The organism is Brevibacillus sp. HB1.2, assembly GCF_013332495.1.
GTDB classification, from domain to species: Bacteria; Bacillota; Bacilli; order Brevibacillales; family Brevibacillaceae; genus Brevibacillus; species Brevibacillus porteri.
On record NZ_JABMIU010000024.1, the window covers coordinates 11,988 to 26,779 of the forward strand.

The following is a 14,792-nucleotide window of genomic DNA, read 5'->3' on the forward strand; positions in this document are numbered from 1 at the left end:
TTGGAATTTTTCTAGACGATCTGTTATGCTAGTAAGTTAGTGGCTGACTTGTAAGAGTGGAAAGCTTGAGGTGAACAGCATGAAATTCGATACAATAGCGGCGGTCGCAACACCGATGGGTGAAGGCGGTATTGCCGTGATCCGGGTAAGCGGTACGGAAGCGATCGAAGTTGTGGATAAGATATATAAAGGAAAGCAGCGGTTGTCCACTGTGGACAGCCATACGATCCATTATGGGCACTTGTATGAGCCAAACACAGGTGAACGAGTGGAAGAGGTACTGGTTTCCGTAATGAAGGCTCCCCGTACATTTACGAGGGAGGATGTAGTTGAGGTCAACTGTCACGGAGGAATTGTTTCCGTTGAAAAGGTTCTGGAGTTAATCTTGGATAATGGTGCAAGATTGGCGGAGCCGGGCGAGTTCACAAAGCGTGCGTTCTTAAATGGACGTGTCGATTTGTCTCAGGCTGAGGCCGTCATTGATTTGATCCGGGCGAAAACAGACAGAGCGATGAAGGTCGCATTGAATCAAGTAGAAGGGAAGCTGTCCAGGCTCATTCGGCAGCTGCGCCAAAACTTGATTGAAGCGATGGCCCATATAGAAGTAACACTGGACTATCCAGAGCATGACGTTGAGGAGTTTACACAAAATTTCTTGCGAGGAAAGTGCCTGGAGGTTAAAGATGAAATCCAACGACTGTTGCAGACCGCACAGCAAGGAAAAATTTTGCGTGAAGGCTTGTCGACCGCGATTATTGGACGTCCGAATGTAGGAAAATCCTCTCTATTAAATAGTCTGGTTCAAGAGGAAAAGGCGATTGTGACTGACGTTGCGGGAACGACACGCGATATTATCGAAGAGTATGTCAATGTGCGTGGGGTTCCTTTGCGACTCATCGATACCGCAGGAATTCGTGATACAGAGGACATCGTGGAGAAAATCGGGGTAGAGAAGTCCAGGCAGCTGCTGCAAAAGGCTGACCTCGTGTTGCTCGTGATCAACTACAACGAGCCTCTCTCCGCCGATGATTACGCGATTTTTGAAGCGGCAAAAGGGTTCCATGTGATCGTGATTGTTAATAAATTCGACCTGCCGCAAAAAGTGGATTTGGAAGAGATCAAGCGTCATTTCCCTCAGCAGCCGTTGATTATGACGTCTGCGCGTGAGGAGACGGGGATCGATCTTCTAGAGCAGGCAATTGGGGAGATTTTCTTCAGTGGCCGTGTGCAGCAGGATGACTTGACCTACGTGAGTAACGCCAGACATATTCAACTGCTTCGTCAGGCAGAGCGAGCCATATATGAAGCACTGGGTGGAATCGACGACTTGATGCCAGTAGACATGATTCAGATCGACATTAAAAAGTCGTGGGAGCTGCTTGGGGAAGTCATCGGAGAAAGCGTCGGCGAGGATTTGATTGACCAGATTTTCTCCCAGTTCTGTCTGGGTAAGTGATAGAGGAGGACAAAAAATGAACGTTGTACCTGCATATGAAGCGGGCTCGTTTGACGTCATTGTCATTGGTGCGGGTCATGCCGGTGCGGAAGCTGCATTGGCGGCTGCACGTATGGGTTGCAGTACATTGCTGTTGACGATCAACCTGGATGCTGTGGCGTATATGCCATGTAATCCTTCCGTAGGTGGTCCGGCAAAAGGCCACGTCGTACGCGAATTAGACGCGCTTGGTGGAGAGATGGGACGCAATACTGACAAAACCCATATCCAAATGCGTATGCTGAATACAGGGAAAGGACCTGCTGTGCATGCCTTGCGCGCACAAGCAGACAAATTTGCGTATCAGCATGAAATGAAAAAAACGATTGAAAATACTCCGAATCTGATCCTGCGTCAAGCGATGGTGGAAGAGCTGATCGTGATCGACGGTGTCTGTGAAGGGGTTATTACGCAAACTGGGGCTCGATACATGGCCAAATCTGTTGTATTGACGACGGGAACTTATTTGCGCGGAAAGATCATCCTCGGAGATCTCCAATACGAAAGTGGACCGAACAACATGCGTCCGTCCATTCGTCTGGCCCATCATTTGAAGGAACTCGGTTTTGAAATGACACGTTTCAAGACGGGGACGCCACCACGTGTTCATAGCAGCAGTGTGGATTTCTCTAAAATGGAGATTCAGCCTGGTGATCCGGTACCGCGCGCTTTTTCTTATGAAACAACGGAGTTTATTATGGATCAGCTTCCTTGCTGGCTGACATATACAAATGAAGAAACGCATGGACTCATCAATAGCAATCTGCATCGTGCTCCAATGTACTCGGGGATGATCGAAGGAACAGGCCCGCGTTATTGCCCTTCGATTGAAGATAAAGTAGTTCGTTTTAACGATAAGCCGCGTCACCAAATTTTCTTGGAGCCAGAAGGACGCAATACCGAAGAAATGTATGTACAAGGCTTGTCGACGAGCTTGCCGGAGGATGTTCAGCTTTCCATGCTGCGCTCCATGGCTGGAATGGAAGAAGTCAAAATGATGCGCCCTGGCTATGCGATTGAGTATGATTCGGTCGTGCCGACACAGCTCTGGCCTTCTTTGGAAACAAAAATCTTGCCTGGCTTGTTCACAGCAGGACAAATCAATGGTACCTCTGGCTATGAAGAAGCAGCGGGTCAAGGTCTCATGGCAGGAATTAACGCAGCACGTCGCGTTCAAGAGAAACCACCAGTTATTTTGGGACGAGAAGAGGCGTACATCGGTGTCTTGATTGACGACCTTGTTACGAAAGGAACGCATGAGCCTTATCGTTTGCTTACTTCTCGTGCAGAATATCGCTTGCTGCTGCGTCATGACAATGCGGACTTGCGCCTGACGGATATCGGCCGTGAAATTGGTCTGATTAGCGAAGAGCGCTATAATCGATTTATCCAAAAACGCGAGCTGATCGAGCAAGAAAAAGAACGTGTGGCAAACACGCGTGTACGCCCTGAAATGGCACATGTCCAAGAGGTTTTGCGCAACGCAGGCTCTCCTGAACTGACAGATGTCATCGAGCTGGCTCAATTGCTGCGTCGTCCGGAAATCAACTACAGCCACATTGCTCAAATGGTCCCTGCACCAGAAGCACTGCCAGAGGATGTGACCGAACAGGTTGAAATCCAGATTAAATACGATGGCTACATCAAAAAGTCTTTGCAACAGGTTGAGCGGATGAAAAAAATGGAGGAGCGCCGCATCCCAACGGATATTGACTACCACCAAATCTCTGGTTTGTCCAAGGAATCCCGCGACAATATGACCAAAATTCGTCCATTGAACATCGGGCAGGCGGCTCGTATTGCAGGGGTTACTCCAGCAGACATTTCCGTGTTGATGGTATATCTGGAGTACAAACGCGTGGGAGTAGCCGAATAAGGAGAAAAGCTATGACGAAAGAACAGTTTGCCGAGGTACTTGCAGCCCAGGGGATTTCTTTGACGGATCGTCAGAAGGAGCAGTTTGATCATTTTTACCGCCTGCTGGTGGAATGGAATGAGAAGATGAACCTGACCGGGATTACCGAAGAGGGGCAAGTGTACAACAAGCATTTTTATGATTCGATCACGCCGGCTTTTTACTTCCCATTTGACCAGGTGCAATCGGTTGTAGATATCGGTGGGGGCGCAGGCTTTCCGAGCATTCCTTTGAAAATTTGCTTCCCACATCTGAAAATGACGATCATTGATTCCTTGAATAAACGAATGAGCTTTTTGCAGCATGTAGCTAAGGAGCTGGGCCTGGAGAACGTAAATCCCGTACATGGGCGTGCTGAGGATCGAGGGCAAGAAGCGATTTATCGGGAAAAGTTTGATCTCGTAGTGGCACGTGCTGTTGCGAGACTCAATCTGTTATCGGAGTTCTGCCTTCCTTTTGCCAAAGTCGGAGGACACTTCGTCGCTCTCAAGGGAGCGGAGATTACTCCAGAGCTTGCTGAAGCGAAAAAGGCAATCAAGACGCTCGGTGGAAAGACGAGAAAGGTCGAGACATTCCAGCTTCTAGAGGAAGCGGGAGAGCGTAACATCGTCATCATGGAAAAAATAGAAGCGACACCGAAAAGCTATCCGCGCAAGGCAGGAGTTCCTGCGAAAAAGCCGTTAGTGTAGGAGTCAGTCATACGAGAGGGTCGGAGCCACGTGCTGCGGCCTTTTTTCGTATGGATAGTTTAAGTGAAATTGCCCATTCCTGATGAAATGGAAAGTATGCCTCAAAAGTAGTCTCTCAGGTTTGCTTCTTGGATCATGGAGTCTACAGCTCGGCATATACATAGTACTAGCTCCTTCGAAGGAATGACATCGTATGAGAGGGTGATTAGACTATGCAAGCAGCAGTACTTTCCTCCTTTTTTCCGCCAGAACTCCCGACCATATTGCTTCGGCTCTTTCTTGCTTTTCTAGCAGGTGCCATCATGGGATGGGAGCGAGAGAGATTCATAAAGGATGTGAGTAGGCAAAGAGGTGCTGGGTTTCGAACGTATAGTCTCGTTTGCTTTGGTTCGTGTCTTTTTGGACTAGCTTCTATTTATGGCTTTTCTTCGAGTGGTGTAAATCACGATCCAGGGAGGGTAGCTGCACAAGTCGTGACGGGCATGGGATTTTTGGGAGCCGGAGCTATTATTAAATTCAATGGTACGGTGAAAGGCCTGACGACGGCAGCAGGGATGTGGGTTGCTTCAGCCATTGGTCTAATGTTCAGTGCAGGAATGTATGTCGCTGCGATCGTTGCCGCGATTTTCTCTTACCTGACGTTAGACTTTCATAGACTTTTCCCTCGATTGTTTTCTGTCACCAAGATTTCACATCCTACTGATGAGAGCATTGGAAGTGAAGAGAGGCCAAAGCACCGTGACGATCGCGATTTTTATGACGAAGATCACGATTGATGTTTCACGTGAAACGTTTTTCGTTAGCAGGAATTGGACGAATCTTGCAGAATTACATATATATAAATGAACCTGAAGAAAGCGTATAGGGAAAGAAGATTAGGTCAAAGGCAATTTTACAAACCGACCGGATGGGCAGGAAGAGTCTGTTAAGCAGCGTGTACGATAGGGCTTGTGAAGCTTTTTTTAAATAAATGCATGCTGTCTCTAACGATGTAAGAGGAGGACCTATGTAAAAAGAGTAGGACTGCACTCACTTACGACGCCAATATGCCATTTTTCCTTAGCAGCAATAATCAAAGAACATATTCAATCTGTCATATCCGGACAATGGATGGGCGAGGGATACAAAATGTTTCGAGGGAGATTCTGTCGTTGATTGGACAGGACCTTTTTCAGTTTCAAGGACGTATTCAAAAAGTCGTCTTTTCAGCACCAAGAAAGTGGCGAGAAGCTGAAGATGGAGGGGCGGAATGTAGGGGAGCTACATGAGCACCAGGACTTCGAAGGTGAACGCTTGTTTCGTTGTTGCGCAATCTCTTCAGGATTACTTCGTGATCAAAAATGACTTTTTGAACACCTCTTCAAAGACTTTAAAATAGCACGGATGGAACGGGTAGAAGTGGGGGATTTTTCTATGGCAGTTAAAGATTCATTTTCTCGGATTTTTGGCTTGACGGACAAGACAGATAACGAAGAAATCAAACAAATACCAGTTGAGGAGATTGTACCGAATCCATATCAACCTCGTACTGTATTTGATGACGAGAAAATTGATGAGTTGTGTCAAACGATACGAACTCATGGGCTCATTCAACCGATTGTCGTGCGGGTTCGCGATGGTCGTTATGAATTGATTGCTGGAGAACGACGTTTGCGCGCAACTAGAAAATTGGGCATGGAGAGGATTCCTGCGATTGTCAAAGAGTTTAATGACTCGCAAACAGCCTCTATCGCTTTGATTGAGAATTTGCAACGAGAGGGTTTGACAGCCATTGAAGAGGCAGTCGCATATCAAAAGCTGATTGATTTGCACAATTTGACGCAAGAGAGTCTTGCTCAACGTTTAGGCAAAGGACAATCGACAATCGCAAACAAACTGCGCTTGCTCCATTTACCGCAAGAAATTCAAGATGCATTGTTGTCCAGAAAAGTAACAGAGCGTCATGCAAGGGCTCTGATTCCGTTAAAAGAACCAGAATTACAAAATAAGGTCCTGTTGGAGATTTTGGAGCGGGAATGGAATGTGAAACAGACGGAAGTGCGCGTGAAGCAGCTTCTAGAATTGGCTGAGAACCCAAAATCGGAAAAAGATGCGAAGCCTCGCTGGAAAGCATTTTCAAGAGATACGCGGATTGCGATTAATACTGTTCGACAATCGATCGATATGGTGATCCAGACGGGCCTACCTGTAGAGACGGCGGAAGAAGATCATGATGAATTCTATCAATTCACCATTCGTATTCCGAAAAACAAGGAAACAGGGAAATAAATGAGATGGTAACAAAAAAGGCGACAAGGTCGCCTTTCTTTTTGGGCAAATGCTGATTATTTAGAGGAAAAAGAGACTTTCGGTAATGTTTAATTTCCAGAAAAAAGCATTTCGTATAAAAAAAGCTAGGGAAATTTGCATTTTCGGGACAAAAATCAGGCTTTTTTGTCTCACTATCTAAAAAAAACAGCGTACGACTAAGCTGTAAATCTGATAACATGGAGAGTACCAACCTGTGCATACTTGCAGGTTTACTCGATAATAAATGAGGATAACTTTGCAGAGACTTTTTTCGTCTTATTATGTACAGGCCATGTAAGGTTACTGAATGGCAACGAACGAAGGAAATTGTATAAAAGACTATCGTTTTACAAGAATACGAGCAAATCGTAAATAGACTCGAATGACTAACTAGATGAGGATACAGAAGATGACTTTGAAAGACGTACTGGAGAGTGTACTGGTCAAACCACAAGCTTTCCTACACGACAAAAAAGAGGTGGAGAAGTTGGGAAAAATCATTGCGGTTGCGAACCAGAAAGGCGGCGTCGGGAAAACGACTACGTCCGTCAATCTAAGTGCTTGTTTGGCCGCATTGGGGAAAAAGGTGCTGCTGGTTGATATTGATCCGCAAGGAAATGCAACCAGTGGGATCGGGGTAAATAAGGCAGATGTTAAGTACTGCATTTATGATGTCCTGATCAATGATATCAACCCCGTCGATGCGACTTTGCCAACTGAAATTGAAGGATTAATGATCATTCCTGCCACCATTCAATTGGCAGGTGCGGAAATCGAGCTGGTTCCTACGATTTCTCGTGAGGTTCGTCTGAAAAAGGCGCTGGAAGTTGTCAAAGACAAGTACGATTACGTCATCATCGATTGCCCGCCATCCTTAGGGATTTTGACCGTTAATTCTTTGACAGCATCTGATTCCGTCTTAATTCCAATCCAGTGTGAATACTATGCACTAGAGGGATTAAGCCAACTGTTGAACACTATTCGTTTGGTCCAAAAACACTTGAATTCACAGCTTGCTATCGAAGGTGTCGTGCTGACGATGCTCGATGCACGTACGAATCTCGGTTTGCAAGTGATTGAAGAAGTGAAAAAGTATTTTCAGGACAAAGTATACAAGACAATTATTCCTCGAAATGTTCGCTTGAGTGAAGCGCCGTCACACGGACAAGCCATCATTACGTACGATCCACGCTCAAGAGGAGCGGAAGTCTATACTGATTTGGCGAAGGAAGTGGTAGGGGTATGAGTAGAGGATTGGGAAAAGGGCTGAATGCGCTTATTACTTCCAATCTCATCGAAGAAGGGGAACAGGTAAAAGAAGTTTCCATCAATGAGATTCGTCCTAACCCTTATCAGCCCCGGAAAGAATTCGAGCAATCGGCTATCGAGGAACTAGCACAATCGATCAAAGAGCATGGGATCATCCAGCCGCTGATTGTTCGGAAAAGCATCAAAGGTTACGAGCTGGTAGCTGGAGAAAGACGATTGCGTGCTGCAAAAGTAGCGGGGTTAAAAGAGGTTCCGGTAGTAGTAAAGGCGTACACAGATCAGCAATTAATGGAGATTGCCCTGATTGAGAACTTGCAACGGGAAAATCTGAATCCACTCGAAGAGGCAGAGGCTTATGACAAGCTGATTTCTCACCATGATTATACGCAAGAACAGCTTGCACAAAAGATAGGGAAGAGTCGACCGCATGTAGCCAACATGCTGCGTTTGCTGCAACTGCCAGAGAAGATCCGAAAAATGGTCTCGGCATCCGAACTATCCATGGGACATTCGCGTGCTTTGCTTGGGGTAACGGATAAGAAATTACAACAACAGCTCGCAAATGACGTGGTGGAAAAAGGATTGAGTGTTCGTCAGCTGGAGGAGCTTGTGAAGCAGCTCAATGTTTCACGTGAAACAAAAAAGAAAAAGCCAGCGAAAAACGAGCCAGTATTGATCGAGATGGAGGAACGGCTACGCAGTCGTTTTGGAACATCGGTCAAGATTAAGAAAGGATCGAAGCGCGGCAAGATCGAGATTGACTTCTATTCACAGGAAGACTTGGAGCGAATCATCGATATGTTGAATATAGAGAAGTAAGCCCAGGAGGTAGTCATGGCGATCATCTATTTGGATAACGCAGCTTCTACATGGCCGAAGCCACCAGCAGTCAAAGACATGATGGCGGAGGTCATCGAAGATTTTGCTGCAAATCCTGGCCGAGGTGGACATGCACTGGCGATGAAAGCGAGTAAAGCTGTGTTTCGGACACGGGTGCAAGTGTCGCGGTTGTTTGGGATTCAAAACCCGAATAACCTCTTTTTTTATCTCAATGCTACTCAAGCGCTTAATCAGGCGATAAAAGGATTCTTACAAGCAGGCGATCATGTTATTTCTTCGTCTGTTGAGCATAATTCGGTAAGACGTCCCATCGAGTACATGCGCAAAAACAACCAGGTAGAAGCTACTTTTGTCGAGCCGAGAGAAGACCATCAATTCTATGTAGAGGATTTTGCCAAGGCAATTACGCCCGCGACGCGGTTAATCGTTGTGAGTCATGCCTCCAATTTGACAGGTGTCATTCTGCCTGTAGCCGAACTGGGGAAACTGGCAAAAGAGCACGGAATTACGTTTTTGGTGGATGTTTCTCAATCTGCTGGTGTTTTGCCTATCGATGTAGAGGCAATGAATATTGACATGCTTGCTTTTCCTGGGCACAAGGGACTGTATGGTCCACAAGGTACAGGTGGTTTGTACGTGAGCAATGATATTGATCTCGAGCCCTTGATTCATGGGGGGACAGGTAGTCAGTCTGAAGCGATCGATCAACCAACAACTCGTCCAGATCGATACGAAAGCGGAACACTCAATACGGTTGGTTTGGCAGGGCTGCAAGCAGGCGTTGATTTTGTCATGGAAAAAGGTGTAGACAACATTCGTCAGCACGAATGGGAGTTAGTGAAACAAACGATCCTTGGATTGCAGCAGATCGAGGGTGTACATGTCTACGGACCGGGGATTGAGACGGAACGTGTAGGTGTGGTTGCTTTTAATATCGGAGAGGTGGATGCAGCAGAGGTATCGTTTATCCTGGATCAACAATACGGGATTGCGACCAGATCGGGTTTTCATTGCACGCCACTGGGTCACCAGACTGCCGGTACCGAACAACGTGGAGCGGTTCGCGCCAGCTTTGGAATTTTCAACTCAGAGAAAGATGTAGAAGCGCTTCATAACGCTGTTCGAGAAATAGCAGCAGCGTTTGTGTAAGGGTAAGGCATCTGTAGGGGGACAGCGCAAGTGATCTTGCTTGGAACATTGGTCAACGCCGGAGCAATCATCTTAGGAGCATTGTTAGGCAGAATGTTGAAGCGAATTCCGGAGTCGATGCGACAAACCGTCATGCAAGGAATTGCTCTGGCCGTATTCATATTGGGCATTAAAATGTGCCTGGGTTCGGATAATTTTTTACTCGTGATTATCAGTATTGTGCTAGGAACAGTACTAGGTGAATGGATTGGGATAGAAAAAGGCTTAAACAATGTGGGGCATTGGCTGGAGAGGAAAGTTGGGGGAAGCCAAGGCAGTATCGCCACTGGTTTTATCACGACGACGCTGGTGTACTGTATTGGAGCCATGGCTGTACTGGGTGCATTGGACAGTGGTTTGCGTAACAACCATGATGTATTGTTTATGAAAGCATTGCTAGACGGATTCTCTGCGATCATTTTCACATCAACGCTAGGAATCGGTGTTATCTTTTCGGCTGTGCCCGTGTTTTTATATCAAGGCATGATTGCGTTATTATCTACACGCATTTACAGTGTGGTAAGCGAAACGATGCTGGATGCGATCCTGGTAGAAGTAACGGCGGTAGGTGGCTTGATGATCATTGCCATTGGATTAAACGTCTTGGAGATCAAACAGATAAGGGTAGCCAACATGATGCCAGCATTAGTGATCGCAGCAGTCGGAGTTCCCTTTATAGATTGGATTTCAAAGCTGTTTTCATAGATGGCACAGAGGCTCTTCCTTCGGGAGGAGTCTTTTTTAATGAAAAATCAACTATCATCGATAAAAATAGCATGCGATAATATGATACAAAAACTTGATTTGCGAGCAAGTATGGATAAGTGGGACGAAACAGTACAGTATGACAGCATGTTGGGGAGAGAATTACTATGTTGGGTGTAATCGTCAATCCTGTATCGGGCAATGGCACAGGGTTGAAAGTATGGAGGGAAATTGAGCCAACGCTACGACGTCTAGGAGCGCCTTTTCATGTCAGGATGACATCAGGAGAGGGGGAAGCAGAAAAATTATCAAAAGAGCTGATTCAAAAAGAGGGAGTAAATAAAATCATTGCTGTCGGAGGCGATGGAACGGTCCGAGGCGTGATAAACGGAATATACGAGTCGAATCAAGATTGCCGATTTGGATTGGTACCAGCTGGTTCCGGGAATGATTTCGCTCGCGGACATGGAATTCCGATGAAACCGTTACAGGCATTAGAACGAATTCTGTCGGAAAAAGGGGAAAAGCGAATCGATCTGATTTTATTGAATGGAGAAGTGGCTGCGAATTCAATCGGGGCCGGATTCGATGCACAGGTAGCAAAGATAACGGATCAAGCTGTGTACAAAGCTTGGCTGAATCAGTACAAGCTAGGAGCACTCGCTTACATTATATCGGTGATTCGCGTCGTATTTACGTATCAGCCACGTGACATCGTACTGAACGTTGATGGTCTTGAGGTTCGATTAAAGGCTGTCTGGCTAGTTGTCGCTGCCAATATTCCGAATTACGGAGGCGGAATGCTAATTTGCCCCGATGCTATACCGGACGATGGGATTGCGGATATTTGCGTAGTAAGTGGTATGAGTCGATTCGGATTGTTAGCAGCTTTCCCGAAAATATTCACAGGAGCTCACCGTCATCATCCGGGTGTCCGTTTTTATAGGGGCAAGCAGGTAACGATACAAGCAGCAGGACAACTGCCCGTCCATGCAGATGGAGAAAGCGTAGCGCCAACGACGATCAGTGCTCAAGTGATTGAAAAGCGTCTGACGATTTTTGTGTAAAAAAAATAGACCTGTCGTCCGTTGAGGGAGAGAACAGATCGAAAAGCAAGTTTTCTAAAGAGGGATGGAACCTTTTGCAAAAAGAAACGGTCAATCATATAAGACACTATCGAATCGACTCGGCGTAGAAGCCAGTGTTACGGCTTTTGCCAGTCCGGAAGCTATGATATCTGCCATGTTCATGACGATGGAGAGGCGGGTATTTTGAAGGACAAAATACTCCATGAATCCTCCTACGTTGACAATCCCGGTAATGTGAAAGGAACCAACAGGAGGTAGCTCTTTTTTAACACCAGCCCCTGGTTTTAGTGGACCATTAATCACATTGATGTTTCCGACGTGGCTAAATTGACCTAAACAGGCATCGACTGCAATGAGTGTAGCTGTCGGATGATTCGCTTGGATGAGCTCTAATTTTTCCTTAAGATTCATGGCGTGTACAGGGTCCTCAAGCGTTCCGTACACTTGCAAAAAACGAGTTGACTGTGCGATGAGCTTGGTTCCTACTAATGGGCCTAGAGCATCACCAGTAGAACGGTCTGTCCCAATACATACAATGACAAGGTCGTCATCGAACCGATTTAAGCGAAAGCGCTGTGCAAGGTGACCGGCGAGATGCTCGTCTGCGTTTTCACTGCGGTATTCCACTTTAAAAGGTGGCAAAGAATAATCCTTGCGATTATCGGATGTGCTCATGGAAACCCCCACTCTTGCCGACTTGGCTTAAACCAACCTGTAAAAGGTTATATAAAAGTATTCACAGTATCGTACCGATATGACATTTTTATACCTGCTAATGGGAAAGTTACGTAGGTTTTGAAAACTCAGTGAGGCTGGCATGCATGAAAACGAACAGGTAAAATAAGAGGAGCCTATAGCAGTTTGTGTGAAATAGATGAGGGGGAGTGAAATGGGAGGAGAGACAGTGCTGATCGCGTTTGATTCCACGCAGCAAGCCTTGCGGGCAGAAATGCTGCTGGAGTACGAAGATATTGAGATCGATACAAGACCAACACCGAAAGAAATAACGGCAGGCTGTGCCCTTTCCATTGAGTTCCCACTGTCGGATTACTCACGAGCGAAAGCGATCATGATGGAACAACAAGTGGTAATACGAGGATACTTCCGTCAGTTTTTTGGCCAGTATAGCGAGGTCGACGAAAACGGGGAGCAGAAGGAGCGGGAGGAATGAATCAGGCTGGTTTTTTTGAGAGAATTTATGCCCAAGTATATACGTATGTGACCGATGCAGATATGTGGGTAAATATAGGGATGGCTGTACTGAAAATCGCAGCGATTATCCTGTTATCGCGAATCGTCGTGTCGGTTGTGCAATCAGGCGTAAATAAAGTGTTCCAGCACCGGCATGGAAGCAAGATTCAAATGGATCAACGTCGAGTAGACACGATGCGGGTTCTTGTCAACAATGTCGTGCAGTATGGCATTTACTTTTTGGCGATTCTCATGATTTTGCAGCTGTTGGGCATTGATTTGCGTCCTGTTTTGGTAAGCGCAGGGGTACTGGGGCTGGCAGTTGGTTTTGGGGCGCAGAGTCTCGTTCGTGATATCATTACGGGATTCTTCATTATTTTTGAGGACCAATTTGCTGTCGGAGACGTTGTAACGATCAACAATTTGACGGGCACGGTGCAGGAGATTGGTCTGCGCATTACAAAGGTGCGAAGCTGGACGGGTGAGGTACACATCTTTCCAAACGGCACGATTAATCAAGTGACCAACTTTTCTTTGCAAAATACGTTAGCGGTTGTCGACGTATCTGTAGCGTATGAAGAAGATCTGAACCAAGTTGAGTCTGTGCTCAAAGAAGTGTTGGCATCGGCTCAGACGGAATTGACGGATATCGTAGCTGAGCCGCAAATTTTGGGAGTACATGCACTGGGACCTTCCGAAGTCATCATCCGGGTTACGGCTGAGTGCAAGCCGAACACGCATCACGGGGTCAATCGAAATTTGCGTGCGAAGATCAGAACGGAATTAACAAACCGAGGCATTCAAATTCCGTATCCCAAAATTGTCGCGGTGTCTGGAAAGGGAACAGTGTAGAGAGGAGAAAGAGAAATGGAACGCAAGCAATTTGGACTGGGGGATGTCGTACAGATGAAAAAGCCACATCCATGTGGCACGAATGCGTGGAAGGTCATACGCATGGGCATGGATGTGCGAATCAAATGTACGGGTTGCGATCATAGTGTGATGATTGGACGACTAGAGTTTGAACGCAAGCTGAAAAAGATACTGATTCGCGCAGAGGAAGAACCGCAAGCATAGACCATATTTCTTTGATCAACCCATCTGTCTTTTTCTACAATGCCTGTAAACGATGAAGCGACGCGTTTATATGCTTCAGGGAGGGGCTTTGTCGTTATAGACGGGAGGGGTTCGATGGAAAAGATGAGTGTTCGGTGGTTGCAGTGGGTAGTAGTGCTTGCGATTTTCCTACTTCCATCACAGGGAGTGTGGGCAAAGTCAGCAAACGAATGGGGAGTGAGAATATCCCTGGCTGACAAATCGGCAGAAATAGACCCGGATGAAATCATTACACTGACATTTTCGGGAACAGTATCGTTGAAAAATGGTCAAGAGCTCACTGACAAATCTGGTCTCTCGATCATTTCGCTCACGGATGCGAAAAAAAAGAAGGTTCGTTTTACGGCAAAATGGAACAAAACAGATCGAAGCATGACGATTGATCCGATAGGAAATCTGGAAGCAGGGGCGTCTTATCGAATAAGCTTGCTGGCCAAAAAAGTGAAGGATCAGCGCGGTAATTTGAATCCAGAGCTGACCAGCACGTTTCAAACGAAAAAACCTGTGGATAATATCGCTCCACAAGCAGTCATATTGCCTGGTCACGGGGCAAAAAATGTAGGGCTCCAGAATAAAGTGACACTCCAGTTTGCAGAAGAGATTGCTTTGGTTGGTGGTGGAGTCCTCTCCAGCAAAACGGCCGGGCCATTAGTTCGCGTGACAGATGAAAAAGGGGTTATCGTTCCGCATACCATTACGTGGAACAAAAGCAAGCGGATGTTGTCTGTGAAGCCAAAAGGAAAATGGCAGCCACATACGAGATATCAGGTAAGTCTCATTATGGGTTTGGTAAAGGACACAGCAGGTAATGTAAATCAAGTGCAGTGGATAACTTTTCAGACAGGATCTAAATAATTCAAGCATGTGGGTAAAAAAAAGGATGCAGCCAATAGAGGCGCATCCTTTTTCATTTTGTACGATTACATGTATCTCCCGGTGGTGGTACTTAGGCTATGACTGATCATTATCCCTGGGCTGCATCGCCTGGTTATGATCTATGTGCAATG

General features: G+C 46.2%; 15 protein-coding genes. 14 read left to right on the forward strand and 1 reads right to left on the reverse strand.

Annotation, left to right across the window (positions count from 1 at the left end):
• Positions 1–79 precede the first annotated feature (79 nt).
• The 10 genes from mnmE (at position 80) to HPY28_RS28625 (ending at position 11,457) form a co-directional block, all read left to right on the forward strand.
• A complete protein-coding gene (gene mnmE, locus HPY28_RS28580) occupies positions 80–1,456 on the forward strand; it encodes a tRNA uridine-5-carboxymethylaminomethyl(34) synthesis GTPase MnmE (RefSeq protein ID WP_174231873.1) in 1,377 nt (458 codons plus the stop codon).
• 16 nt (positions 1,457–1,472) lie between these two features.
• Positions 1,473–3,371 carry a tRNA uridine-5-carboxymethylaminomethyl(34) synthesis enzyme MnmG gene (gene mnmG, locus HPY28_RS28585; protein WP_174231874.1) on the forward strand — a complete coding sequence of 633 codons (1,899 nt, stop codon included), beginning with the start codon at positions 1,473–1,475 and terminating at the stop codon, positions 3,369–3,371.
• A gap of 11 nt (positions 3,372–3,382) precedes the next feature.
• Positions 3,383–4,099 (forward strand): 16S rRNA (guanine(527)-N(7))-methyltransferase RsmG, encoded by a 717-nt coding sequence (gene rsmG, locus HPY28_RS28590; RefSeq protein WP_017246837.1) that lies wholly within the window; start codon positions 3,383–3,385, stop codon positions 4,097–4,099.
• A 212-nt stretch (positions 4,100–4,311) separates the two neighbouring features.
• Complete coding sequence (locus HPY28_RS28595) at positions 4,312–4,875, forward strand: MgtC/SapB family protein (RefSeq protein WP_017246836.1); 564 nt, start codon at positions 4,312–4,314, stop codon at positions 4,873–4,875.
• A gap of 637 nt (positions 4,876–5,512) precedes the next feature.
• A complete protein-coding gene (noc, locus tag HPY28_RS28600; protein WP_017246834.1) occupies positions 5,513–6,367 on the forward strand; it encodes a nucleoid occlusion protein in 855 nt (284 codons plus the stop codon).
• Between the two features lie 508 nt (positions 6,368–6,875).
• A complete protein-coding gene (locus tag HPY28_RS28605; protein WP_015894094.1) occupies positions 6,876–7,634 on the forward strand; it encodes a ParA family protein in 759 nt (252 codons plus the stop codon).
• Complete coding sequence (locus tag HPY28_RS28610; RefSeq protein WP_017246833.1) at positions 7,631–8,476, forward strand: ParB/RepB/Spo0J family partition protein; 846 nt, start codon at positions 7,631–7,633, stop codon at positions 8,474–8,476. The genes HPY28_RS28605 and HPY28_RS28610 overlap by 4 nt, the downstream gene beginning before the upstream one ends.
• Positions 8,477–8,491: 15 nt before the next feature.
• Positions 8,492–9,646 (forward strand): aminotransferase class V-fold PLP-dependent enzyme, encoded by a 1,155-nt coding sequence (locus tag HPY28_RS28615; protein WP_017246832.1) that lies wholly within the window; start codon positions 8,492–8,494, stop codon positions 9,644–9,646.
• A gap of 30 nt (positions 9,647–9,676) precedes the next feature.
• Positions 9,677–10,390, forward strand: coding sequence for a DUF554 domain-containing protein (locus tag HPY28_RS28620; RefSeq protein WP_017246831.1), 714 nt, complete (start codon positions 9,677–9,679; stop codon positions 10,388–10,390).
• Between the two features lie 167 nt (positions 10,391–10,557).
• Positions 10,558–11,457, forward strand: coding sequence for a diacylglycerol/lipid kinase family protein (locus tag HPY28_RS28625; RefSeq protein WP_017246829.1), 900 nt, complete (start codon positions 10,558–10,560; stop codon positions 11,455–11,457).
• A gap of 90 nt (positions 11,458–11,547) precedes the next feature.
• Here the strand turns inward: HPY28_RS28625 and yyaC are convergent, their stop codons facing one another.
• Positions 11,548–12,153, reverse strand: coding sequence for a spore protease YyaC (gene yyaC, locus HPY28_RS28630; RefSeq protein WP_017246828.1), 606 nt, complete (start codon positions 12,151–12,153; stop codon positions 11,548–11,550).
• Positions 12,154–12,367: 214 nt separating this feature from the next.
• On the opposite strand from yyaC, the gene HPY28_RS28635 reads away from it, so the two are divergent.
• The 4 genes from HPY28_RS28635 to HPY28_RS28650 all read left to right on the forward strand — a co-directional run bounded on the left by HPY28_RS28635 (position 12,368) and on the right by HPY28_RS28650 (position 14,640).
• Positions 12,368–12,649 (forward strand): putative Se/S carrier protein, encoded by a 282-nt coding sequence (locus HPY28_RS28635; protein WP_026042915.1) that lies wholly within the window; start codon positions 12,368–12,370, stop codon positions 12,647–12,649.
• Positions 12,646–13,521 (forward strand): mechanosensitive ion channel family protein, encoded by an 876-nt coding sequence (locus HPY28_RS28640; protein ID WP_017246827.1) that lies wholly within the window; start codon positions 12,646–12,648, stop codon positions 13,519–13,521. Before HPY28_RS28635 ends, HPY28_RS28640 begins: the two co-directional genes overlap by 4 nt.
• A 15-nt stretch (positions 13,522–13,536) precedes the next feature.
• Positions 13,537–13,746 (forward strand): DUF951 domain-containing protein, encoded by a 210-nt coding sequence (locus HPY28_RS28645; RefSeq protein ID WP_007720174.1) that lies wholly within the window; start codon positions 13,537–13,539, stop codon positions 13,744–13,746.
• Positions 13,747–13,860: 114 nt separating this feature from the next.
• On the forward strand, positions 13,861–14,640 hold the full coding sequence (locus tag HPY28_RS28650; RefSeq protein ID WP_173623512.1) for an Ig-like domain-containing domain: 780 nt from the start codon (positions 13,861–13,863) through the stop codon (positions 14,638–14,640).
• Positions 14,641–14,792: the final 152 nt, after the last annotated feature.